The sequence below is a fragment of the Cupriavidus basilensis genome (assembly GCF_000832305.1).
Classification (GTDB): Bacteria; Pseudomonadota; Gammaproteobacteria; order Burkholderiales; family Burkholderiaceae; genus Cupriavidus; species Cupriavidus basilensis_F.
In genome coordinates, this window is the sequence record NZ_CP010536.1 from 731484 (window position 1) to 754769 (window position 23286).

Sequence of the window (23286 nt, forward strand, 5' to 3'; positions counted from 1 at the left end):
GATCGCATTCAGGGTTCGAGGCTGATCGTGGCCGCAGGCACGGCGGAGCGGCGCTGGCGCCAGGCTTTCACCTTCAGGCGCCAGCGGTCCAGCGTCAGGTACACCACGGGCGTCGTGTACAGCGTCAGCAACTGGCTGACCACCAGCCCGCCGACGATGGAGATGCCCAGCGGCGCGCGCAGCTCGGCGCCGTCGCCGTGGCCGATCGCCAGGGGTATGGCGCCCAGCAGGGCGGCCATGGTGGTCATCAGGATCGGGCGGAAACGCAGCAGGCAGGCGCGGTAGATGGCGTCACGCGGCGACAGGCCTTCGCGCCGCTCGGCGTCGATGGCGAAGTCGATCATCATGATGGCGTTCTTCTTGACGATGCCGATCAGCAGGATCACGCCGATCAGCGCGATGATGCTGAAGTCCGTGCCCGAGGCCAGCAGCGCCAGCAGCGCGCCCACGCCGGCGGACGGCAGCGTGGACAGGATGGTGAGCGGATGCACATAGCTCTCGTACAGCATGCCGAGCACGATATAGATGGTGATCAGCGCGGCCAGGATCAGCAGCGGCTGGCTCTTGAGCGAATCCTGGAAGGCTTTGGCGCTGCCCTGGAAGTTGGCCTGCAGCGTCTCCGGCACGCCGATGCGCGCCATCGCATCCTTGACCATGTCCGTGGCCTGCGATAGCGAGACGCCCTCGGCCAGGTTGAAGGAGATGGTGGAGGCCGCGAACTGGCCCTGGTGATTGACGCCCAGCGGGGTGCTGGTGGGCGCGAAGTGCGCGAAGGCCGACAGCGGCACCCGCTTGCCGCCGCCCGTGACCACATAGATATCCTGGAGCGCATGCGGGCCTTCCAGGTACTCGGGGCTGAGCTCCATCACCACCCGGTACTGGTTGAGCGGATTGTAGATGGTGGACACCAGGCGCTGGCCGAAGGCATCGTTGAGCACCGCATCGATCTGCTGCGTGGTGACGCCGAGCTTGGACGCGGTGTCGCGGTCGATGATCACCGAGGTCTGCAAGCCCTTGTCGTTTGTATCGGTGTCGACGTCTTCCAGCCCCTTGAGGTTGGAGATGGCCGCGCGCACCTTGGGCTCCCACTCGCGCAGGACGTCGAGATCGTCCGACTGCAGCGTGAACTGGTAGGCCGAGCTGCTTTGGCGCCCGCCAATGCGGATGTCCTGCACCGAGGTCAGGAACAGGCTCGCGCCGGGCTCCTTGGCGAGCTTGACGCGCAGGCGTGCCACGATGGCATCCGCGGAATCGCGCTCGGACAGCGGCTTGAGCGTGACGAACATCTGGCCGGTATTGCGTTGCGAGCCGCCGGTGAAGCCGGTGACATTGACCACCGCCGGGTCGGACTGCACGATCTTGATGAAGTTATCCAGCTTGGGGCGCATGGCCTGGAACGAGGTGGCCTGGTCGGCACGGATAAAGCCGATCAGGCGCCCCGTATCCTGCTGCGGGAAGAAGCCCTTGGGCACGATCGTGTAGAGCCAGACATTGAGGCCGATGGTGGCCAGCAGCACCAGCCACACCAGCGCGCTGTGGCGCAGCGCCACCGCCAGCGTGCGTGAGTACCCATCGTGCATCCAGGCGAACACCCGCTCGCTGGCGCGGTAGAGACGCCCCTGGCGCTCGGGGCGCACCGGCTTGAGCAGGCGCGCGCACATCATCGGCGTGGCCGTGAGCGAGACCACCAGCGACACCAGGATCGCCACCGACAAGGTGATGGCGAACTCCTGGAACAGCCGCCCGACGATGCCGCCCATCATCAGCAGCGGGATGAACACCGCGATCAGCGACAAGCTCATCGACAGCACCGTGAAGCCGACTTCGCGCGAGCCCTTGAGCGCGGCTTCGAGCGGCTTCATGCCTTCCTCGATGTGCCGCGAGATGTTCTCCAGCACCACGATGGCGTCATCCACCACAAAGCCGGTGGCGACCGTGAGCGCCATCAGCGACAGGTTGTTGAGCGAGAAGCCCGCCAGGTACATCACCGAGAAGGTGCCGATCAGCGACACCGGCACCGCCACGCTAGGGATCAGCGTGGCGCGCACATTGCGCAGGAACAGGAACACCACCATGATCACCAGCGCCACCGAGATCATCAGGGTGTGCTCCACCTCGCGCAGCGAGCCGCGGATGGTGGGGGTGCGGTCCATCATCACTTCCATCTTGATGGCGGACGGGATCATCTGCTGCAGCGACGGCAGCATCTCGGTGACGCGGTCCACCGTCTCGATGATGTTGGCGCCGGGAGAGCGGTTGAGCACCAGCAGCACTGAGGGCTGGCCGTTGGCGGAGCCGGCGTTGCGGATGTCCTGCACCGAGTCGGTCACCCGCGCCACGTCCGACAGCCGGATCGGCACCGCGAAGGCGTTCGGGCCGCGGCTGCTGGCGTTGCCGCCGGTGGCGCCGGTGGAAATGGTGGTGGTGCCGCTGCTGGTGGTCAGCGTGGTGGTGGTGACGCCGTTGACGGTCTTGGTGCTGACGCCGCCGCCCGCGGTGGCGTTGGCCGTGCTGGCGATCAGCGCGCCGGCCGAGGCCGACGAGTAGGTGCCCGGCGTGGCGTAGCGCACGATCAGCGGCATGTAGTCCGCCGCCTTCATGGCCTGGTCGTTGGCGTAGACCTGCCAGTTGGTGGTGGTGTTTTCGAGCGAGCCGAGCGGACGGTTGGCGTTGGTGGCGCTGATGGTGTTGCGCACATCCTCCAGCGAGACCCCGTACTTGTTGAGCGCCGTGGGGTTGAGCTCCACCCGCACCGCCGGCAGCGACGAGCCGCCGATGGTGACCTGGCCCACGCCCTCGATCTGCGACATCTTCTGCGCCAGGATGGTCGAGGCCGCATCGTAGAGCTGGCCGCGCGTCATGGTGGGCGAAGTCAGCGCGATGATCATGATCGGCGCGTCGGCCGGGTTGACCTTGCGGTACGTCGGGTTGCTCGGCAGGCTGGTGGGCAGCGTGGCGCGCGAGGCGTTGATGGCGGCCTGCACGTCACGCGCGGCGCCGTCGATGTCGCGCGAGAGCTCGAACTGCATCGTGATGCGGGTCGAGCCCAGCGAACTGCTGGAGGTGATCTCGGTGACGCCGGCAATGGCGCCCAGGGCGCGCTCCAGCGGCGTGGCCACGGTAGCGGCCATGGTCTCGGGGCTGGCGCCGGGCAGCGAAGCGGACACCGAGATGGTGGGGAAATCCACCTGCGGCAGCGGCGACACCGGCAGCAGCCGCAGCGCCGCCAGCCCCGCCAGCAGGATGCCGATGGTCAGCAGCGCGGTGGCGACCGGGCGATGGATGAACGTGGCCGACAGGTTCATTACGGCCTCGGCTCCGGAGCATGCCCGGCTTCATTGCCACCCGCGCCGCCACCCGCGCCGCCACCTGCGCCGCCACCCGCGTCGTCGCCAAACCGGCGCCGGCGCCAGGCCTTCAGGCGCGTTGCCACGCTGTCGAACGCCAGGTAGATCACCGGCGTGGTGAACAGCGTCAGCACCTGGCTGACCAGCAGGCCGCCCACCATGGTGATGCCCAGCGGGCGGCGCAGCTCCGAGCCGATGCCGGTGCCCAGCATCAGCGGCAGCGCCGCCAGCAGGGCCGCCATGGTGGTCATCAGGATGGGGCGCAAGCGCAGCAGGCAGGCCTGGAAGATCGCCTCGCGCGGCGCCATGCCGCCCTCGCGCTCGGCCTCGAGCGCGAAGTCGATCATCATGATGGCGTTCTTCTTGACGATACCGATCAGCAGGATGATGCCGATGATCGCGATGATGCCCAGGTCCTGGCCCGAGACCAGCAGCGCCAGCAGCGCGCCCACGCCGGCCGAGGGCAGGGTGGAGAGGATGGTCACGGGATGGATGGTGCTCTCATAGAGCACGCCCAGCACGATGTACATCGTGATCACCGCGGCCAGGATCAGCCACAGCGTGTTGGACAGCGAAGCGCGGAAGGCCAGCGCGGCGCCCTGGAAGTCAGTCTGCATCGAGATCGGCAGGCCGATTTCCTGCTCCACCTTGGCGATCTTGTCGACCGCGGCGCCGAGCGATTCGCCCGGCGCCAGGTTGAACGAGATGGTGGCGGACGGGAACTGGCCCTGGTGGTTGATCACCAGCGGCCCGGTGCGCTCGCTGATGCGCGCGAACGCGCCCAGCGGCACCTGCCCGCCGGAGGAGGAGGGCAGGCGCAGCTCCGCCAGCGACTGCGGGTCGGTGCGGAACTGCGGCATGGCCTCCAGTACCACGCGGTACTGGCTCGCCTGGGTGAAGATGGTCGATACCAGGCGCTGGCCGAAGGCGCTGTACAACGCGCTGTCGATCACCGCGGTGGTGATGCCAAAGCGCGCCGCGGCGTCGCGGTCGATATCCACATAGGCGCGCAGGCCGTTGTTCTGCTGGTCGCTGGCCACATCGCGCAGCTCCGGCTCCAGCTTCAGGCGCTCGACCAGCCTCGGCACCCAGGTGGCCAGCGTGGTGGGATCCGGGTCCTGCACGGTGAACTGGTACTGCGTGCGTGCCACACGGTCCTCGATGGTCAGGTCCTGCACCGGCTGGGTATAGAGCGAAACCCCGCCGAGCTTGTCGACCGCGGCCTGCAGGCGGCGCGTCACGTCCTCGATGGAGTCGCTGCGCTGGTCCTTGGGCTTCAGGTTGATCAAGAGGCGCCCGGCGTTGAGCGTGGTATTGGTGCCGTCGACCCCGACGAAGGAGGACAGGCTCTCCACCGCCGGGTCTTCCAGCACCACCTTGGCCACTGCCTGCTGCTTGCGTGCCATGGCGGGGAACGAGGTGGTCTGGGACGCTTCGGTAATGCCCTGGATCACGCCGGTGTCCTGCACCGGGAAAAAGCCTTTGGGCACCAGCATGTACAGCACCACGGTCAGCACCATGGTGCCGACGGCGACCAGCAGGGTGAGCTTCTGGCGGTCCAGCACCCATTCCAGCGCGCGGCCGTAGCGGTCGATCACGTTGTCGAAGAAGCGGCCGGTGGCGCGGTGAAAGCGCGAGAGCTTCTCTTCGGGCACATGGTGCAGCAGGCGCGCGCACATCATCGGCGTGAGCGTCAGCGAGACCACCGCCGAGATCAGGATCGACACCGCCAGCGTGATGGCGAACTCGCGAAACAGGCGCCCGACCACATCGCCCATGAACAGCAGCGGGATCAGCACGGCCACCAGCGAGAACGTCAGCGAGATGATGGTGAAGCCAATCTGCTTGGACCCCTTGAGCGCCGCCTCCATGGGCGAATCGCCCTTTTCGATGTAGCGCATGATGTTCTCGATCATCACGATCGCATCGTCCACCACGAAGCCGGTGGCAATGGTCAGCGCCATCAGCGTCAGGTTGTTGATCGAGAAGCCAGCCAGGTACATCACGCCGAAGGTGCCCACCAGCGACAGCGGCACCGCCACGCCCGGGATGATGGTGGCGGGCACGTTGCGCAGGAAGACGAAGATCACCATCACCACCAGCGCGACCGCCAGCAGCAGCTCGAACTCCACGTCGCGCACCGAGGCGCGGATGGTGGTGGTGCGGTCGGTCAGCAACTGCACCTTGACCGAGGCCGGCAGCGCATTCTGCAATTGCGGCAGCAGCGCCTTGATGCGGTCCACCACCTCGATCACATTGGCGCCGGGCTGGCGCTGGATGCTCAGCACGATGGCCGGCTTGTCGTTGGCCCAGGCCGCCAGGCGGCTGTTCTCGGGCCCGTCGACGATGTTGGCCACATCGGTGATGCGGATCGGCGCGCCGTTCTGGTAGCCGACGATGATCTGGCGGTACTCGTCGGCGGACTTGAGCTGGTCGTTGGCGTCGATGGTGGAGGCGCGCGCGGGGCCGTCGAAGCTGCCCTTGGCGCCATTGACGTTGGCGCTGCCGATCGCCGTGCGCAGGTCGTCGATCGACATGCCGAGCGCGGCCAGCGCGGTCGGATTGGCCTGGATGCGCACCGCCGGGCGCTGCCCGCCGCTGATGCTCACCAGCCCCACGCCCTGCAACTGCGAGATCTTTTGCGCCACGCGGGTGTCCACCATGTCCTGCAGCTTGGGCAGCGGCATGGTGTCGGACGTCATGGCCAGCGTCATGATCGGCGCGTCGGCCGGGTTGACCTTGCTGTACACCGGCGGCATCGGCAGATCCGCCGGCAGCAGGTTGCCGCCGGCGTTGATGGCGGCCTGCACCTCTTGCTCGGCCACGTCCAGCGACAGCGTGAGCTCGAACTGCAGCGTGATCACCGAGGCGCCGCCCGAGGACGACGACGACATCTGCTTGAGGCCCGGCATCTGGCCGAACTGGCGCTCCAGCGGCGCCGTGATGGACGAAGTCATCACATCCGGGCTGGCGCCCGGATACAGCGTGGTGACCTGGATGGTCGGGTAGTCGACCTCCGGCAGCGCCGACAGCGGCAGCAGCTTGAAGGCCACCAGGCCCGACAGCAGGATGGCGACCATCAGCAGCGCGGTGGCGACCGGCCGCTCGATGAACAGGCGTGAGGGATTCATGCTGGGTCCTTACTGCGGCCGCTGGGGCGCCGCGCCCGCCGCGGCGCCAGCGCTGGCGCCGCCATCCGTTGCCGCCGCGCTTGCGCCGTCGCGGTGACGCCGCCCTTCACCATGCGCACCCGAGGCGCCCGGCACGCCGGAGGCGCCGGCCGCGCCGCTGGCGCCTCCATCGCGGCGCCGTCCGCGCCCGCGCGGCGCACTGGCCGGTACCAGCGCGGCGGCGCGCGCCGCCGGGTCCACGGTTTCCACCGTCATGCCTTCCTTGAGCCGGTCGGCGCCGTCGATCACCACGCGCTGGCCGGGCTGCAGGCCCTTGGTCACCACGGTGCGCTCGCCGTCGCTCGGGCCGAGCGCGACCACCTGGACCTTGACCTTGCTGCTGTCGTCCACCACATAGACAAAGGTGCCTTGCTGGCCGCGCTGGATCGCCGCCACCGGTACCACGGTGGCGTCCTCGATGGTGTCCACCTTGGTGCGCATGTTGACGAACTGGTTCGGGAACAGCAGGCCGTCCTGGTTCTGGAAGATCGCCTTGAGCTTGACCGTGCCGGTGGTGGTGTCGATCTGGTTGTCGGTGGTCAGCAGCGTGCCCTCGGCCAGGCGGTTGCGGGCCTGGCGGTCCCAGGCCTGGACGGGAATGGTCTCGCCCGCGTGCAGCCGCTTGAGCACCGACGGCAGGTTGTCCTCAGGGATGGTGTAGAGCACCGCGATCGGCTGGATCTGGGTGATCAGGGCGATGCCGTTGGTGTCGCTGGTGCTGACGATATTGCCCGGGTCGACCTGGCGCAGGCCGATGCGCCCGGAGGCCGGCGCGATGATGCGGGTGTAGCCCAGTTGCAGGCGGGCGCTGTCCACGTTGGCCTGGTCGGTCTTGACCACGCCTTCATACTGGCGCACCAGGGCGTCCTGGGTGTCTACCTGCTGGCTGGAGATGGAGTCCTGGCCGAGCAGGGTGCGGTAGCGCCTCTGGTCCAGGCGGGCGTTTTCCAGCAAGGCGCGGTCGCGCGCCAGCGTGCCCACGGCCTGGTCCAGCGTGGCCTGGAACGGGCGCGGATCGATCTCGGCAAGCACGTCGCCGGCCTTGACCATCTGGCCCTCCTTGAACAGGACCTTGAGCAAAGGCCCGGACACCTGGGCGCGCACGGTCACATTGGCCACGGGCGTGACATTGCCCAGGCCGTTGAGGATGACGTCCATATTACGCTGGGCCACGGTGCTGACCACCACCGGCGAGCGCTGGCCGCCGGGACCCCCAGGGCCCCCAGGGCCCCCAGGGCCGCCACGGCTGCCGTTCGCGCCGCCGGCGGCGGGCGTACGATGCTTGTACCAATACCAGCCGCCGCCGGCCAGCAGCAGGATCAGCGCGGCGGCAATCAGTTTGCGGCGGCGCGAGGCAGCCTTGGGCGGTGGTGGCAGCTTAGCCGGTTGATGTTCTTCGGGGTTGGCCATGACCGGGTCCTGGGAGCGACGCGTCAACAAGGACGCGTTCGAACGATTTTCGGGGTAAGAGAGGCAGAAGTATGCCGTAACGCCGTCGGCACGTGCCGTTGGCGGCACGCGGCTTCCTGCGCAATGGCGCGCTGGCCGGGTGGCGTCGGGCGGGGCCGTCCTGGTCCGGCAACCGCCGGCAACGGCAACATAAGCGAAGCATAATGCGCCTTGGCAGCGCCCATGTTTCAGCGCGGGCGACCATTCTTACAGATCATTACCAGCGGCCCGGGTGTAATGCCCTGAAACAATTCGCCCGGATTGCCGCGCCCAGCCTAGCTATCATCTGCCTATGCGAGCCAATCAGCCTACCCAGATCCTCGTCGTCGACGACGATCCCGAACTCCGCGACCTGCTGCGCGAATACCTCACCCAGCAGGGCTTTGCCGTGTCCGTGCTGCACGATGGCGAAGGCTTGCAGGCGCGCCTGGAGCGCGAGCGCCCCGCCCTGGTCGTGCTTGACCTGATGATGCCCAAGGTGGATGGGCTGACCGCATTGCGCAACCTGCGCGCCAAGAACGACGACATTCCCGTGATCCTGCTCACCGCGCGCAGCGACGAGATCGACCGCATCGTCGGGCTGGAGATCGGCGCGGACGATTATCTCGGCAAGCCATTCTCGCCGCGCGAGCTGCTGGCGCGGATCAACGCGGTGCTGCGCCGCAAGCTGGCCCGCCCCGCGGCCGCGCCGGAAGACCGCGAGGGCATGGCCTTCGGGCCGTTCCGCGTCAACTTCCGCCAGCGTTCGCTGGTGCGCAGCGGCGACCCGGTGGCGATCAGCGATACGGAGTTCGCGCTGCTCAAGCTGCTGTTGATGCACCCGCTTGAAGTGCTGTCGCGCGAGCGCATCGTGGAGCTGATGTACGGCACCGCGAGCGGCATCAGCGACCGCGGCATCGACGTCCAGATCTGGCGCCTGCGCCGCCTGCTGGACGAAGACGCCCAGCGGCCGCGCTACATCCAGACGGTACGGGGGCGCGGTTATACCTTCGTGCCCGACGAAGCTGAAGACATTGTCCAATGAAGTTGCGCATCGATACGCTGTTCGGACGCATCGCGCTGCTGATCGCAGCGGTGCTGGTGCTGAGCCATTTCTCCTGGCTTGCCATCCTGCGCATGGATCGCCGCCAGCAGCAGGTGGATTACTCCGTCGAGCAGATGATGTTCCAGTTCGAGAGCATCCAGCGCGCGCTTGCCGCTCAGCCGCCCATCAAGCTGCCAAGCCTGGTGGAGGTGGCCAGCGAGGCCAGCGCGGCCGAGCACACCGTGGCGGCCAAGGGCCGGGCGCGCCGGCTGGTCGAGCAGTTCTCCCAGCGCATGCCGCCTGGGACCCAGGTACGGCTAGAGGAAGACCAGACCACGCGCATCTGGGTCAAGCTGCCGCACCGGCAGGACTGGATCGCGATGCCGGCGCTGTGGGTGGTCAACCCCCCACCTGACAACCGCCTGCTGCCTGGCGTGATCCTGGTGGTCGGCGTAGCCATGGCCGTGGCCCTGCTGATTGCCTGGCAGATCCAGCGCCCCGTGCGCGACATGGCCGCCGCGGCCGAGCAGCTGTCGCGCCAGCACATCGTCAAGCCGCTGCGTGAGCGCGGCCCGCATGAGCTGCGCCAGTTGATCGTGCGCTTCAACCGCATGATGGCTGACCTGACCCGCATCGACCAGGAGCGCAATACGATGCTTGCCGGCATCGCCCACGACCTCAAGACGCCGCTGGCACGGTTGCGGCTGCGCGCCGAGATGCTGGCCGATCCCAAGGCCGCGGCCGGCGTCACGCGCGATGTCGAGTCCATGTCCGCCATCGTCGAGCAGTTCCTGACCTTTGCCCAGAGCGGCGAACCCGCGGCGCGGCCGGTGCCGGTCGATCGCCGTATCGGCGAGCTGGCCGCCTCGCTGGCCGAGCAGGACAAGTCGGTGGAGGTCTCGCTGATGGCAGGCGAGGGCTTTCGCATGATCGCCACCCAGCTCGACCGTATCGTCGGCAACCTGGTCGACAACGCCTATGCCTACGGGGCGGCGCCGGTGCTGCTCAGGACCTCGCGCCAGGCCGATGGCTGGCACATGGTGGTGGAGGACCACGGCGAAGGCATTCCGCCGGATGCCATGGAGAAGGTCACCCTGCCATTCGTGCGGCTGGACCCGGCACGCGGCGGCAATGCGCACTCGGGCCTGGGCCTGGCCATCGTCGACCGGCTGGTGCGCCAGGCGGGCGGCCGCCTGGTGCTGGCAAACCGGGACGAGGGCGGCTTGCGGGTGGAAATGGTGTTTCCGTTCGCGACGCTGGCACAAGCGGCCTGAGCGCCAGCCGCCGTCCGCCGGACGGCGGCGTCCCGGCCCGTATCAGATCTGGAACACATTCAGGCGGTTTTCCCCTGCGCGGGGGCTGCCGGCTTACGCCATGGCCACGCGGGCCATATGCTGGCTTGCGTGGTACGCAGCTTGCTGTGAGTAGTTGCTCTGTGCGCTTTGACAACGCGAAGCGCCAATCCAGTTGATCAGGAGACGCATCATGGCAACGTTCGTCACGCTTCTTAACTTCACCGACCAGGGAATCCGTACCGTAAAGGACACAACCAAGCGCGCCGCGGCGGTTCGCGAAATGGCCAAGGCAAGCGGCATCGAAATGAAAGACATCTTCTGGACGCTCGGGCAATATGACCTGGTAGCGACCTTTAGCGCGCCTGACGAGGCCACCATGACCGCATTCGGCCTGGCCCTGGGCATGGCGGGCAACGTCCGCAGCCAGACGCTGCGTGCCTTCTCCGCTGAAGAGATGAACGGCATCCTCAGCAAGCTGCCGTAGCTACTTGCCAGCCGGCATAAAAAAGCCCGCATCACCATGCGGGCTTTTTACTGTCGCGCGGTGTTCAGGCGCCGGGCGCCTTTTTCTTCTCGCCGATGCGGCTTTCCTTGCCGGCCAGCAGCTTTTCGATGTTGGCGCGGTGCCGCACCACCAGCAACACGCTGATCGCGAATACCGCGCCGGCGATCACATCCACACCCGACATCAGGACGTAGAAGAAAGGCGCAAAGACGGCCGACACCAGCGCCGCCAGCGACGAGTAGCGGAAGAAGAAGGCCACAATCAGCCAGGTCGCCATCGTGCCCGCGCCCAGCAGCGGGTCGACGGCAAACAGGATGCCGGCCGCGGTGGCCACGCCCTTGCCGCCCGCAAAGCGGAAGAACACCGGGAACAGGTGGCCCAGGAACACCGCCACCGCCACCAGCGCGATGCCCGTGTCGTCGACCCCGTAGGCCGGGCCAAAGCGCTGCGCCAGCCAGACCGCCAGCCAGCCCTTCAAGGCGTCGCCGATCAGCGTCAGGATGGCGGCTTTCTTGTTGCCGCTGCGCAGCACGTTGGTGGCGCCAGGATTGCCGGAGCCATAGGTGTGCGGATCGGGCAGGCGCATGGCCTTGCTGACCACGACAGCAAAGGAAATGGAGCCGATCAGGTAGGCGGCTAGTGCAAAGATCAGATTGGCCATGTGGGAACCGGGGGTTTGAGGCTGGCGGGATTGTAGCGTGGAAGGGGGGGCGGGGGGATGGGGGATGGCCCGCCCCCAACCTAATCCCTCAACGCACACTCCACCACCTCCGCCCCCACCAACGTCCTCAATACCTGCGGATCAATACTGACCAGATACCCCCTGCGGCCCCCATTGATATAGATCCGCTCCAGCGCCAACACACCAGCCTCGACAAAAACCGGCATCCGCTTGCGCGTCCCGAACGGCGAGGTCCCGCCCACCAGATACCCGCTATGCCGCTGCGCCACCTCGGGCTTGCAGGGCTGCACGCTCTTGTGCCCGGTTTGCCGCGCCAGGTTCTTGGTAGACACCGAACAGTCGCCATGCATCAGCACAATCAGCGGCTGCGCACGCTCGTCTTCCATCACCAGCGTCTTGATCACCGCGTGCTCGTCCACGCCGAGCTGGCGGGCGGACTCCCCCGTGCCGCCGTGCTCGACGTAGTCATAGGCATGCTCGCCAAAGGCAACGCCATGCTGCTTGAGGAACTGGGTGGCCGGGGTTTCCGAAACGTGTTTGGTCTTGCTCATGATGGATGGCGGATCGCAATGACAGCGCGGGCAACCTAGCCGCGCGGATGGTGGTGCTGGTGCAGCTCGCGCAGGCGCTCGCGCGCCACGTGCGTGTAGATCTGCGTGGTGGAGATGTCGGCGTGCCCCAGCAGCAGCTGCACCACGCGCAGGTCCGCGCCGTGGTTGAGCAGGTGGGTGGCAAAGGCATGCCGCAAGGTGTGCGGTGACAGCGGCGCGTAGATCTCGGCTTCGCGCGCGTGGCGCTTGATCAGGTGCCAGAAGGCCTGGCGTGTCATGCCCTCGCCGCGCTGGGTGACGAACAACGCTTCGCAGGCACGCTCGCCCAACAGCGCTGGCCGGCCTTCGGCCAGGTAGCGGCGCAGCCAGTCGCCGGCTTCGGTGCCAAACGGCACCAGGCGCTCCTTGTTGCCCTTGCCGCCCACCACGCGCGCCACGCCCTCGTTCAGGCTGATCTCGATGGTCTTCATCTGCGTCAGCTCGGACACGCGCAGGCCGCTGGCGTACATCAGCTCCAGCATGGTGCGGTCGCGCAGGCCAAGCGGCGTGGCGGTGTCGGGTGTTTCCAGCAGCGCCTCGACCTGGGCTTCGGTCAGGGTCTTGGGAAAGCGCGGCGGCTGCTTGGCCGGGCGCAGCAGCAGGCAGGGATCGGCCGTGATCATGTGCTCGCGCAGCGCCCACTGGAAAAAGCGCTTGAACACTGTCAGCCGCCGGTTGGCGGACGAGGCGCGGGTTGCCAGGTGGCGTGAGGCGAAGTAGCCGTTGAGGGCGGTGTCGTCCACCGCCAGCAGCGCGCAGGTGCCCGAGGCATGCAGCCAGCGCGACAGCAGGGCCAGGTCGCGCCGGTAGGCGTCGATAGTGTTCTGCGCAAGGCCGTCTTCGAGCCACAGCGCGTCGCAGAAGCGGTCGACCAGGGCCAGGTCGCCGAGCAGGGCGGGGCTGTCCTCGGTGTCGATGGTGTCGATGGCGGCGTTGCCGTCTTCGTTGCCGTCTTCGATGGCGTCTTCGTTGTCGTCTTCGATGTCGTCGATATGGCCGCTGTCGCCGCCGTTGTCACCGTCGTCAATCTGCGCAATGTCGTTCATGCCAGCATCACCCCTTCATGGCGCAGCAGCCAGCGTTTGATGTCAAGGAAGAAGCCGTCGCCGTCATGGTTGGCAAAGCCGCCGATGCCGCTGGCGCCGACCACGCGATGGCAGGGAATCACCAGCGGGAAGAAATTCGCGCCGCACGCCTGCCCGACCGCGCGCGGCGCGCTGGCGATCTGCCGCGCCACCGCGCCATAGGTGGTGACCTTGCCACGCGGCACGTTCGAGATCGCTTGCCAGACCCGGCGCTGGAAGGCGCTGCCGACCGGCGCCAGCGGGATGTCGAAGCGTGCATCCGGATCGGCGTAGTAGGCCTCCAGTTGCCGCGCCAGGCGTTGCGTGACCGCGTTGGCCGGCGCGACGAGCCGCATGCTCGCGGGCAGGTAGACGATTTCGCGGACGAATTCGCCGTCGGTGCGCACGCCGATCTTGCCGAAAGGGGCTGGGAGGATGGCGTCGAAGATGGAGTCCATGGCAGGGGTGGGAAGCGCGAGCCTGGATTTTAGAGCATGGCGTCGGCGCCGGGATGCGCGGCGGCCCGTGGGGCGCATCGCCAAGGGCCATGCAACCGCTTGATTGGGGTTTCCCCTTCCTTGAGTTCTGGTCTGGCTTATTATTTAATTCAAACTGAATTAATTAATGCCGCAGCTAGACGCACCGCCGCCACCCGGTGCGCAACATGCTTCAAGCGGCACTCATAACAGCATTCGGAGACCACATGAACAGTGCCAAGGCCGGCCGCGGCGTGAATTCCGCCAGTTTGCGGCTGTACAACGAGCGCGCTCTGCTGCTGGCGCTGCGGCATGCCGGGGAAGCGTCCAAGGCGGATCTCGCCCGCATCGCGCAGCTCACCAACACGGCGGTGGGCAGCATCGTGCAGACGCTCACCGAGGATGGCCTGATCCATGTGGCCGGCCGCCGCCAGGACGGACAGCGCGGCCAGCCGGCCAGCCTGATCCGCCTGCAACCCAAGGGCGCGTTCGGCATCGGGGTCCGGCTGGACCGCGGCAGCATCGAGTGCGTGATGGTGGACTTTGGCGGCGAGATTCTCGCCAGCCGCGCCCACCAGATGGTCCTGCCTCACCCGGAGCAAGCGCTGGCGCTGGTGCGCGACGACGTGGCCGAACTGCGTGCGCTGCTCACGCCGGCCGAGCGCAAGCGCCTGCTTGGCATCGGCGTGGCCCAGCCTTACAACCTGGGCGCCTGGCTGCGCGAGCTGGACCTGCAGGACGAGGCATCGCAGGCCACCTTCCGCGCCTGGGATGCCGTGGACTTTGCCGCAGCGCTGTCGGATGCCACCGGCCTGCCGGTGTTTGGCGAGAACGACGGCACCGCTGCTGCCGTGGCCGAGCTGTTCTACGGTAGCCATCACGCGCAGAGCTTCCTCTATGTCTTCGTTGGCCCGGCCATCGGCGGCGGCGTCGCGCTCAATGGCGACTGCGTGCGCGGCGTGTCGGGCAATGCCGGCGACATCGGCATGATGCCGGTGCAGCCCAGCACCCTGGCCTCCGCGCCGCGCACCGGCAAGCGGCGCGACATCCTGCTGGCGCGCGCCTCGCTCAACGCGCTGACGCGCCACCTGCGCTACCACGGCGTGGCCATCGACGGCCACGCCGATCTGGAAGCGCAGGTGCGCGCCCGGCACCCGGCGGTGGCGCAGTGGCTGGACGACTGCATCGATGCGCTGGCGCCCGCCATGCAATCCGCGCTGGCGGTGCTCGACGTGCCGCTGATCATCCTTGACGCTGATATCGACGGTGGCCTGGTGCAGGCGCTGATCGAGCGCCTGCAAGGCGAGCTGGATGACGGCGCGCCCGAGGCCCGGCGAGCGCCACGCGTGGTGCGTGGCTGCTTTGGCGCCAACGCCGGCGCAGTCGGTGCCGCGTCGCTGCCGATGTTCATGAATTTCTCGCCGCGAGCCGACATGCTCAAAGGCGCATCCGCCATGATTCCGGAGGCCAACCATGCCATCGTCTGATCTGTCCGCTTCGGCTATTTCGGCTGCTTTGTCCGATACTTCGGATGCGTCCGATATGTCCGATATGTCCGATACGTCCACCAAGGCGCCGCTGCTGGCGCTGCGCAATATCTGCAAGACCTTCCCCGGCGTGCGCGCGCTGCGCAAGGTCGAGCTCACGGCCTACGCCGGCGAGGTCCACGCCCTGATGGGCGAGAACGGCGCCGGCAAGTCGACGCTGATGAAGATCCTGTCCGGCGCCTATACCGCGGACCCCGGCGGCGAATGCCATATCGACGGGCAACGGGTGCAGATCGATGGGCCGCAATCGGCGCGCGACCTTGGCGTCGCGGTGATCTACCAGGAGCTCAGCCTGGCGCCCAACCTGAGCGTGGCCGAGAACATCTACCTGGGCCGCGCCCTGCAGCGGCGCGGGCTGGTGGCGCGCGGCGACATGGTGCGCGCCTGCGCGCCCACGCTGGCCAGGCTCGGCGCGGATTTCTCGCCTGCGGCGAACGTGGCGAGCCTGTCGATCGCGCAGCGCCAGCTGGTGGAAATCGCGCGGGCCGTGCACTTCGAGGCGCGCATCCTGGTGATGGACGAGCCCACCACGCCGCTGTCCACGCACGAGACGGATCGCCTGTTCGCGCTGATTCGCCAGTTGCGTGGCGAAGGCATGGCGATTCTCTATATCAGCCATCGCATGGCCGAGATCGACGAGCTGGCCGATCGCGTGACCGTGTTGCGCGACGGCTGCTTCGTTGGCACGCTGGACCGCGCGCACCTGTCGCAGGCGGCGCTGGTCAAGATGATGGTGGGGCGCGACCTGTCAGGCTTCTACACCAAGACGCACGGCCAGGCGGTCGAGCGTGAGGTGATGCTGTCCGTGCGCGACGTGGCCGATGGCCGGCGCGTCAAGGGCTGCAGCTTCGACCTGCGCGCCGGCGAGGTGCTGGGGCTGGCGGGCCTGGTCGGCGCGGGCCGCACGGAGCTGGCGCGGCTGGTGTTTGGCGCCGACGCGCGCACGCGCGGCGAGGTCCGCATTGCCAACCCGGCCGGCTCGGGCGGTCTGGTCACGCTGCCGGCCGGCGGCCCGCGCCAGGCCATCGATGCCGGCATCGCCTACCTGACCGAGGACCGCAAGCTGCAGGGCCTGTTCCTGGACCAGAGCGTGCATGAGAACATCAACCTGATCGTGGCCGCGCGCGACGCACTAGGCCTGGGCCGCCTGAACCGGACCGCCGCGCGCCGCCGCACGACCGAGGCCATCGACACGCTGGGCATCCGCGTGGCGCATGCGCAGGTCAACGTGGGCGCGCTGTCCGGCGGCAACCAGCAGAAGGTGATGCTGTCGCGGCTGCTGGAAATCCAGCCGCGCGTGCTGATCCTGGATGAGCCCACGCGTGGCGTGGACATCGGCGCCAAATCGGAGATCTACCGGCTGATCAACGCGCTGGCCCAGAGCGGCGTGGCGATCCTGATGATCTCCAGCGAGCTGCCCGAAGTGGTGGGCCTGTGCGACCGCGTGCTGGTCATGCGCGAGGGCACGCTGGCCGGCGAGGTGCGCCCCGCCGGCAGCGCGGCCGAAACTCAGGAACGCATCATTGCGCTGGCCACCGGCGCGGCGGCGGCGGCGCCCGCCTGGGTGGACGTGCCGTTGCCTGGCGCCGGCAACGCAACTGGCATCACGCTGCATTGAGACCCGGTGCAGCCTCTGCACCACCCGCACGAGACAACGATGATCGACACCGGCCTGCAGCGCCACGCAGCCGCCGGTGCAGGAGACAACCATGCATGAATCCATTACACGTCCCGCCGCTTCCACGGGCGCTCCGCTGCCCGCGGGCACCCTCGGCCGCCTCACCACGCAGGAACGCCTGCGCGCGCTTGGCATGCTGCCCGTGCTGGTGCTGCTATGCATCGGCTTCTCGGTGCTGACCGAGAACTTCGCCGGCTGGCAGAACCTGTCGATCATCGCGCAGCAAGCCTCCATCAACATGGTGCTGGCCGCGGGCATGACCTTCGTGATCCTGACCGGCGGCATCGATTTGTCGGTGGGCTCCATCTTGTCGATCTCGGCGGTGGTGGCGATGCTGGTGTCGCTGATGCCGCAGCTCGGCATGCTGAGCGTGCCCGCCGCGCTCTTGTGCGGCCTGCTGTTCGGCATCGTCAACGGCGCATTGGTCGCTTTCATGAAACTGCCGCCGTTCATCGTCACACTGGGCACGCTCACGGCGGTGCGCGGGCTGGCGCGGCTGGTCGGCAACGACAGCACGATCTACAACCCGGATATCGGCTTTGCCTTTATCGGCAACGGCGAAGTATTGGGCGTGCCCTGGCTGGTGATCATCGCCTTTGCCGTGGTGGCGGTGTCGTGGTTCGTGCTGCGCCGTACCGTGCTGGGCTTGCAGATCTACGCGGTGGGCGGCAATGCCGAGGCGGCGCGCCTGTCCGGCATCAAGGTGTGGGTTGTGCTGCTGTTCGTGTACGCGGTGTCCGGGCTGCTGGCGGGGCTGGGCGGCGTGATGTCCTCCGCGCGCCTGTACGCGGCCAACGGACTGCAGCTTGGCCAGTCGTACGAGCTCGATGCCATCGCCGCGGTCATCCTCGGCGGCACCAGCTTCGTGGGCGGCACCGGCTCCATCGTCGGCACGCTGGTCGGGGCGCTGATCATCGCGGTGCTGTCCAACGGGCTGGTGCTGCTGGGCGTGTCGGATATCTGGCAATACATCATCAAGGGCCTGGTGATCATTGGCGCGGTGGCGCTCGACAGCTATCGCCGCAAGGGTTCGGCGCGCACGTGAGGCGTGCGTGACCTGACCACTGGCAACCGGAGACACGATATGTTCAAGCAATACCTGGCGGCACTGGCAACGGCGGCATTGAGCCTGCTATGCACTGGCGCAGCCGCGCAGAGCGCGCCGGACGCCGCACCGGCGAGCGCAGCCGCGCAACGGCCGCTGAAGAAAGTCGGCGTCACGCTCGGCTCGCTCGGCAACCCCTACTTCGTCGCGCTGGCGCACGGCGCCGAAGCCGCCGCCAAGAAGATCAACCCGGATGCCAAGGTCACGGTGCTGTCCGCCGACTATGACCTCAACAAGCAGTTCTCGCATATCGATAGCTTTATCGTGTCGAAGGTGGACCTGATCCTGATCAACGCGGCCGACGCGCGCGCCATCGAACCCGCGGTCAGGAAGGCTCGCAAGGCCGGCATCGTGGTGGTGGCGGTGGACGTGGCGGCGGCGGGCGCCGACGCCACGGTGCAGACCGACAACACGCGGGCCGGCGAGCTGGCCTGCGCCTTCCTCGCCGGGCGGCTGGGCGGGCGCGGTAACCTCATCATCCAGAATGGCCCGCCGGTGTCTGCCGTGCTGGATCGCGTGAAGGGCTGCAAGATGGTGCTGGGCAAGCACCCCGGCATCCACGTGCTCTCCGATGACCAGGATGGCAAGGGCTCGCGCGAGGGCGGCCTCAATGTCATGCAGCTTTACCTGACCCGCTTCCCCAAGATCGACGCGGTCTTCACCATCAACGACCCGCAGGCTGTCGGCGCCGACCTGGCCGCGCGTCAGCTGAACCGCGGTGGCATCCTGATCGCGTCTGTCGACGGCGCGCCCGATATCGAGGCCGCGCTCAAGGCCAACACGCTGGTGCAGGCCTCGGCCAGCCAGGACCCGTGGGCCATCGCCCGCACCGCGGTGGAGATCGGCGTGGGGCTGATGCATGGCCAGGCGCCCGCAAACCGCACCGTGTTGCTGCCGCCCACACTGGTTACGCGAGCCAATGTGAACGAGTACAAGGGCTGGGCCGCGCCGCGCTAGCCGGGCAGCGGTCCGCGCTCAACCTGCAACCGAATCCCGCATATCCGACTAACCGACCAACCGACCAACCGACTGGTGAAACCATGCCAAACAATGCTGTAGGCGCAGTCCCCGAATTCGACTTTGTGCTGTTCGGCGGCACCGGCGACCTGGCTACGCGCAAACTGCTGCCGGCGCTGTTTGACGCGCACTGCGTCGGCTCGCTGCACCCGCGCGGGCGCATCCTCGCACTCGGCAGCCAGCCGCTCGGCCAGGACGCCTACCTGGCCATGCTGGAGTCCAAGGTGCGTCCCGCGCTGCCCGCCGCCGCCGCAGCCGAAGTCTGGCAGGCCTTTGTCGCGCGCATCCTCTACCTGCAGGTGGACGCCAACGCGCCGGAGGGTTTCGACGCGCTCGCCGAGCTGGTTCGTGCCCGCGCCGCGCCGGTGGTGGTGTTCTACCTGGCCACCGGCCCGCAGCTGTTCGTGCCGATCTGCGAGCAATTGGCCCGCACCGGGCTCAACCATGCAGGCGTGCGCATCGTGCTGGAAAAGCCGCTGGGCCACGACCTGGCCTCGTCCGATGCCATCAACTCCGCAGTGGCGCAACATTTTGCCGAAGACCAGATCTACCGCATCGACCATTACCTGGGCAAGGAGTCGGTGCAGAACCTGATGGCGATGCGCTTTGGCAACGTACTGTTCGAACCGCTGTGGCGGCGCGAATGGGTGCGCGATGTGCAGATCACCATCGCCGAGGAAATCGGCGTGGAAAAGCGCGGCGCATTCTACGACGGCATCGGCGCGCTGCGCGACATGGTGCAGAACCACCTGCTGCAACTGCTGTGCATGGTGGCGATGGAGCCGCCGGCCAGCTTGTCGGAGGACGCGATCCGCGACGAGAAGCTGAAGATCCTCAAGGCGCTCAAGCCCATCGAGTTGAACGAAGTCGCCGAAAAGGTGGTGCGCGGGCAATACTGCCGTGGCGCGGCGGCTGGCGACGCCGTGCCGGGCTATGTGAACGAGCCGGCCGTCGCGCCCGACAGCCAGACCGAGACCTTCGTCGCCATCAAGGCGGAGGTTGCCAACTGGCGCTGGGCCGGCGTGCCGTTCTACCTGCGCACCGGCAAGCGCATGCAGTCGCGCGTGGCCGAGATCGTGATCCAGTTCCGCGACGTACCGTACTCGCTGTTTCCGCGTCCGCTGGACCACGAGCCCGGCAACCGGCTGGTGATCACGCTGCAGCCGGAGGAGAGCATCCGCCTGCATTTCCTGGTCAAGCATCCCGGCGACACGCAGGCGCTGCAGCCTGCCACGCTGGACCTGCAACGCATGCTGCCGCGCGGCCAGGGCAATCGCAATGAGCGCAAGACCGGGGCTTACGAGCGTTTGCTGCTGGACGTGATCCGCGGGCGGCTCGGGCTGTTCGTGCGGCGCGACGAGCAGGCGCAAGCCTGGCGGTGGGTCGCGCCGATCCAGCAGGCCTGGGCGCAGAGCAATCTCGCGCCCAAGCTCTACACCGCCGGCACCTGGGGGCCGGCGGCGTCGAGCGCGCTGCCCTCGCGCGATGGCGCGGTGTGGCATGAAGAGCTGTGAGACGTCAGTGAGACGTCAGTGAGACGCGTTGTGAAGCCAGTCTGAAGCATGGCGCCGCGCCAGCAGTTGCCGGCGGCGGCGAGTACAGGAGTTGATTCGATGTCCACGATGTTCCCGGTGTCCCCGATGTCCCCGATGTCCGACGGGTCTCGTTCCCTGCCGACCTGGCAGCGGCTGCAAGCGCATGCGCAAACCATCCGCCATGCCCACCTGCGCGACTGGTTCGACGGCCAGCAGGGCGAAGCGCGTGGCGCCGGCTTCGTGGCCGAGGCGGCCGGCCTGACACTGGACTACGCCAAGAACCGCGTCACCGACACCACCATGGCGCTGCTCTTCGCGCTGGCCGACGAGGCCGGCGTGAGCGCGCGGCGCGATGCCATGTACCGCGGCGAAGCAGTCAACACCACCGAGCGCCGCGCCGCGCTGCATATGGCGCTGCGCGCGTGGCCGGAGGACGGCTTTCACGCGCAGGGCGTGGCGGTGGCTGGCGACGTGGCCGCGGTGCTCGCGCAGATGGAGCGTTTTGCCTACGCGGTGCGCGGCGGCACGTGGCGCGGCTGGAACGGCCGCCGGATCACCGACGTGATCAATATCGGCATCGGCGGCTCGGACCTCGGCCCGCGCATGGTCTGCCGCGCGCTCGCGCACCTGGACACCGAAGGGCCGCGCCTGCATTTTGTCGCCAATGTGGATGGCAGCGATCTTGCCGCCGTGCTCGCGCGGCTGGACGCCGCCAGCACGCTGGTGGTGGTTTGCTCCAAGACCTTCACCACGCTGGAGACCATGGCCAACGCCCACACTGCGCGCACCTGGTTCCTGCTCCACGGCGTGCCGCAGGCACAGTTGGCCAGCCACTTCGTCGCGGTCTCCACCAACCGGCAGGCGGTGGCCGCGTTCGGCATCGACCCCGCCAACATGTTCCCGTTCTGGGACTGGGTGGGCGGGCGTTTTTCGCTGTGGTCCGCGGTGGGGTTGTCGATTGCGCTGGCAGTTGGTTTTGCGCGTTTTCGCCAATTGCTCGACGGCGCCCGCGCCATGGACCGGCATTTCGCCGAGGCCGACGCGCCGCAGAACATGCCGATGATCCTCGGCCTGCTCGACGTGTGGTATCGCAGCTTCCTGGGCACCGGCAGCCGCTGCGTGGCGCCGTACTGCGAGCCGCTCGAACTGCTGCCGGCCTTCTTGCAGCAGCTCGAGATGGAGAGCAACGGCAAGTCCGTGCAGCTCGACGGTGCCGCCGCCGCGCAAGGCACCGCGCCGGTGGTGTGGGGCACCACCGGCACCAACGGACAGCACGCCTACTTCCAGATGGTGCACCAGGGCTCGCACTGGATGCCGGTGGATTTCATCGCCGCGCTGGAGCCGGTGCACCCGATGCCGGGCCACCACGGCAAGCTGCTCGCCAACTGCTTTGCGCAAGGCGAGGCGTTGCTGCGCGGGCGCACCGCGCAAGAGGTCAGGGCGCTCGGCGTGCAGGACGAAGCGCTGGTGCCGCACATGGTGTTCGAGGGCAACCGGCCCAGCAACACGCTGTTGCTGCAGCGGCTCGATCCGTATCACCTGGGCGCATTGATCGCGCTCTCGGAGCACCGCACCTTCGTGCAAGGCGTGCTGTGGAATATCAACTCGTTCGACCAGTGGGGCGTGGAGCTTGGCAAGCAGCTTGCCGCGCCGATCGCCTGCGAGCTCGACGGCGGGCCGGCGCGCCCGCATGATGCTTCCACCGCCGGCCTGATCCGGCGCGCATTGGCCGCTGCATCGGCCTGGCAAGGCTGATGCGCGCCAGCGCGCGCAGATGGAAATACGAGAAAGAGGATGCAATGACAACGACATCATGGCCAGCCTACGTCGTCTTCGGCGAGGCATTGACCGATATGGTCCACCAGGGCGGGCAGGACTGGCTCGGCCTGCCCGGCGGCTCGTGCTGGAACGTCGCCCGCGTGGGCGCGCGGCTGGGCGTGCCGACCGCCTTTGCCGGCGCGATCAGCGCCGACACGCTGGGCGACCAGCTAGCCGAGGCCAGTGCCGAGGCGGGCCTGGACCTGCGTTTCCTGCAGCGCGTGGAGCGCTCGCCGTTGCTGGCCTTTGTCGGCGCGCAGCACCCGCCGCAGTACTTCTTCGTCGGCGACGACAGCGCCGATCTCTACTTTGACCCCGAGCGCTTGCCGCCGGGCTGGCGCCAGGCGGCGCGCACCGTGCACTTCGGCTCGCTCAGCCTCGCGCGCCAGCCGCTCGCCGCGCGCCTGTGCACGGAAGCCACGCAGGCCAGGGCCGCGGGCAAGCGCATTGCCTTCGATCCCAACTTCCGCACGCCCATGCGCGCACCGGAGTATCAGGCCGTCTTTGCGCATATGGCTGGCCTGGCGGACTACATCAAGGTATCGGACGAAGACCTGCGCGGCCTGTACCCGGCGCTGGACGAACACGCCGCGCTCGCCGCGCTCAGGGCGCTGGCGCCGCAAGCGCGCGTGCTGCTGACGCGCGGCGCGGATGGCATGACGCTGTTGCATGGGGATGGTGCTTGCGAGCAGCCGGTTTTCGCCGTCGATGTGGTGGATACCGTCGGCTGCGGCGACGCCGCCATGGGCGGATGGATGGCGGGATTGCTGCTGGACCCCGAGGCGACGCTGGCGCGGCAGGCGCGATGGGCTGCCGCTACCGCGGCGGTGGCGGCCACGCGTGCAGGGGCGTATTCGCCGACGGTGGCCGAGGTGAGCGTGCTGCTGGGTGAGGCGGCGGTCCTGGCCTGACAAAGCCGGATCCGCGTTGCCGTGCTGTCTCTCCCGCGCCCCCTGAGGGGAGAGGGAGAGACAGCCGTCGTCG

At 67.9% G+C, this 23286-nt stretch carries 17 protein-coding genes; 10 read left to right on the forward strand and 7 right to left on the reverse strand.

The features are described 5' to 3' along the window. Nucleotides 1-8: 8 nt before the first annotated feature. Genes RR42_RS03305 through RR42_RS03315 form a run of 3 tightly spaced genes read right to left on the reverse strand, consistent with a single transcriptional unit; the run spans nucleotide 9 to nucleotide 7927 of the window. Nucleotides 9-3305: an efflux RND transporter permease subunit gene (locus RR42_RS03305; protein ID WP_043343985.1), complete on the reverse strand. Its 3297-nt coding sequence runs from the start codon at nucleotides 3303-3305 to the stop codon at nucleotides 9-11. Beyond that, entirely contained in the window at nucleotides 3305-6478 is a 3174-nt protein-coding gene (locus RR42_RS03310; protein WP_043343988.1) for an MdtB/MuxB family multidrug efflux RND transporter permease subunit, read from the reverse strand. The genes RR42_RS03305 and RR42_RS03310 overlap by 1 nt, the downstream gene beginning before the upstream one ends. 9 nt (nucleotides 6479-6487) lie before the next feature. Further along, entirely contained in the window at nucleotides 6488-7927 is a 1440-nt protein-coding gene (locus tag RR42_RS03315; protein ID WP_043343990.1) for an MdtA/MuxA family multidrug efflux RND transporter periplasmic adaptor subunit, read from the reverse strand. A gap of 331 nt (nucleotides 7928-8258) precedes the next feature. Between RR42_RS03315 and RR42_RS03320 the strand changes: the two genes are divergently transcribed. The 3 genes from RR42_RS03320 (at nucleotide 8259) to RR42_RS03330 (ending at nucleotide 10769) form a co-directional block, all read left to right on the forward strand. Further along, entirely contained in the window at nucleotides 8259-8990 is a 732-nt protein-coding gene (locus tag RR42_RS03320) for a response regulator (RefSeq protein WP_043343992.1), read from the forward strand. Continuing rightward, nucleotides 8987-10264, forward strand: a complete 1278-nt coding sequence (locus RR42_RS03325; protein WP_043343995.1) for an ATP-binding protein — start codon at nucleotides 8987-8989, stop codon at nucleotides 10262-10264. The genes RR42_RS03320 and RR42_RS03325 overlap by 4 nt, the downstream gene beginning before the upstream one ends. Before the next feature lie 211 nt (nucleotides 10265-10475). After that, entirely contained in the window at nucleotides 10476-10769 is a 294-nt protein-coding gene (locus RR42_RS03330; protein ID WP_043343998.1) for a GYD domain-containing protein, read from the forward strand. Nucleotides 10770-10833: 64 nt separating this feature from the next. Here RR42_RS03330 and plsY read toward each other — a convergent pair whose 3' ends face one another. The 4 genes from plsY to RR42_RS03350 form a co-directional block, all read right to left on the reverse strand. Then, nucleotides 10834-11451, reverse strand: a complete 618-nt coding sequence (gene plsY, locus RR42_RS03335) for a glycerol-3-phosphate 1-O-acyltransferase PlsY (RefSeq protein WP_043344002.1) — start codon at nucleotides 11449-11451, stop codon at nucleotides 10834-10836. Nucleotides 11452-11531: 80 nt separating this feature from the next. Further along, on the reverse strand, nucleotides 11532-12023 hold the full coding sequence (locus tag RR42_RS03340; RefSeq protein ID WP_043344004.1) for an aminoacyl-tRNA deacylase: 492 nt from the start codon (nucleotides 12021-12023) through the stop codon (nucleotides 11532-11534). Nucleotides 12024-12058: 35 nt separating this feature from the next. After that, the gene (xerD, locus tag RR42_RS03345) at nucleotides 12059-13108 is read right to left on the reverse strand and encodes a site-specific tyrosine recombinase XerD (RefSeq protein WP_236701967.1); all 1050 of its coding nucleotides are present in this window, start codon (nucleotides 13106-13108) and stop codon (nucleotides 12059-12061) included. Continuing rightward, complete coding sequence (locus tag RR42_RS03350; RefSeq protein ID WP_043344007.1) at nucleotides 13105-13584, reverse strand: methylated-DNA--[protein]-cysteine S-methyltransferase; 480 nt, start codon at nucleotides 13582-13584, stop codon at nucleotides 13105-13107. The genes xerD and RR42_RS03350 overlap by 4 nt, the downstream gene beginning before the upstream one ends. 245 nt (nucleotides 13585-13829) lie before the next feature. Between RR42_RS03350 and RR42_RS03355 the strand changes: the two genes are divergently transcribed. The 7 genes from RR42_RS03355 (at nucleotide 13830) to RR42_RS03385 (ending at nucleotide 23213) form a co-directional block, all read left to right on the forward strand. After that, the gene (locus RR42_RS03355; RefSeq protein ID WP_043344009.1) at nucleotides 13830-15089 is read left to right on the forward strand and encodes an ROK family transcriptional regulator; all 1260 of its coding nucleotides are present in this window, start codon (nucleotides 13830-13832) and stop codon (nucleotides 15087-15089) included. A gap of 64 nt (nucleotides 15090-15153) precedes the next feature. Further along, nucleotides 15154-16767: a sugar ABC transporter ATP-binding protein gene (locus RR42_RS03360; protein WP_043351291.1), complete on the forward strand. Its 1614-nt coding sequence runs from the start codon at nucleotides 15154-15156 to the stop codon at nucleotides 16765-16767. 91 nt (nucleotides 16768-16858) lie between these two features. Next, on the forward strand, nucleotides 16859-17872 hold the full coding sequence (locus tag RR42_RS03365) for an ABC transporter permease subunit (protein ID WP_144409733.1): 1014 nt from the start codon (nucleotides 16859-16861) through the stop codon (nucleotides 17870-17872). A 39-nt stretch (nucleotides 17873-17911) separates the two neighbouring features. Further along, nucleotides 17912-18889 (forward strand): ABC transporter substrate-binding protein, encoded by a 978-nt coding sequence (locus tag RR42_RS03370; protein ID WP_043344012.1) that lies wholly within the window; start codon nucleotides 17912-17914, stop codon nucleotides 18887-18889. Between the two features lie 83 nt (nucleotides 18890-18972). Then, nucleotides 18973-20463: a glucose-6-phosphate dehydrogenase gene (gene zwf / locus RR42_RS03375; RefSeq protein ID WP_043344015.1), complete on the forward strand. Its 1491-nt coding sequence runs from the start codon at nucleotides 18973-18975 to the stop codon at nucleotides 20461-20463. Between the two features lie 99 nt (nucleotides 20464-20562). Beyond that, nucleotides 20563-22239 carry a glucose-6-phosphate isomerase gene (pgi, locus tag RR42_RS03380; RefSeq protein WP_236701968.1) on the forward strand — a complete coding sequence of 559 codons (1677 nt, stop codon included), beginning with the start codon at nucleotides 20563-20565 and terminating at the stop codon, nucleotides 22237-22239. Nucleotides 22240-22283: 44 nt separating this feature from the next. Continuing rightward, complete coding sequence (locus RR42_RS03385) at nucleotides 22284-23213, forward strand: carbohydrate kinase family protein (protein ID WP_043351296.1); 930 nt, start codon at nucleotides 22284-22286, stop codon at nucleotides 23211-23213. The last annotated feature ends 73 nt before the right edge of the window (nucleotides 23214-23286 follow it).

Coding starts and splice junctions, on each gene's coding strand:
- RR42_RS03385 (WP_043351296.1), top strand. CDS start 22,284: ATGACAACGACATCATGGCCAGCCTACGTCGTCTTCGGCGAGGCATTG.
- xerD (WP_236701967.1), bottom strand. CDS start 13,108: ATGAACGACATTGCGCAGATTGACGACGGTGACAACGGCGGCGACAGC.
- RR42_RS03320 (WP_043343992.1), top strand. CDS start 8,259: ATGCGAGCCAATCAGCCTACCCAGATCCTCGTCGTCGACGACGATCCC.
- plsY (WP_043344002.1), bottom strand. CDS start 11,451: ATGGCCAATCTGATCTTTGCACTAGCCGCCTACCTGATCGGCTCCATT.
- RR42_RS03355 (WP_043344009.1), top strand. CDS start 13,830: ATGAACAGTGCCAAGGCCGGCCGCGGCGTGAATTCCGCCAGTTTGCGG.
- RR42_RS03310 (WP_043343988.1), bottom strand. CDS start 6,478: ATGAATCCCTCACGCCTGTTCATCGAGCGGCCGGTCGCCACCGCGCTG.
- RR42_RS03365 (WP_144409733.1), top strand. CDS start 16,859: ATGCATGAATCCATTACACGTCCCGCCGCTTCCACGGGCGCTCCGCTG.
- RR42_RS03315 (WP_043343990.1), bottom strand. CDS start 7,927: ATGGCCAACCCCGAAGAACATCAACCGGCTAAGCTGCCACCACCGCCC.
- RR42_RS03340 (WP_043344004.1), bottom strand. CDS start 12,023: ATGAGCAAGACCAAACACGTTTCGGAAACCCCGGCCACCCAGTTCCTC.
- pgi (WP_236701968.1), top strand. CDS start 20,563: ATGTCCACGATGTTCCCGGTGTCCCCGATGTCCCCGATGTCCGACGGG.
- RR42_RS03325 (WP_043343995.1), top strand. CDS start 8,987: ATGAAGTTGCGCATCGATACGCTGTTCGGACGCATCGCGCTGCTGATC.
- RR42_RS03350 (WP_043344007.1), bottom strand. CDS start 13,584: ATGGACTCCATCTTCGACGCCATCCTCCCAGCCCCTTTCGGCAAGATC.
- RR42_RS03360 (WP_043351291.1), top strand. CDS start 15,154: ATGTCCGATACGTCCACCAAGGCGCCGCTGCTGGCGCTGCGCAATATC.
- RR42_RS03370 (WP_043344012.1), top strand. CDS start 17,912: ATGTTCAAGCAATACCTGGCGGCACTGGCAACGGCGGCATTGAGCCTG.
- RR42_RS03330 (WP_043343998.1), top strand. CDS start 10,476: ATGGCAACGTTCGTCACGCTTCTTAACTTCACCGACCAGGGAATCCGT.
- zwf (WP_043344015.1), top strand. CDS start 18,973: ATGCCAAACAATGCTGTAGGCGCAGTCCCCGAATTCGACTTTGTGCTG.
- RR42_RS03305 (WP_043343985.1), bottom strand. CDS start 3,305: ATGAACCTGTCGGCCACGTTCATCCATCGCCCGGTCGCCACCGCGCTG.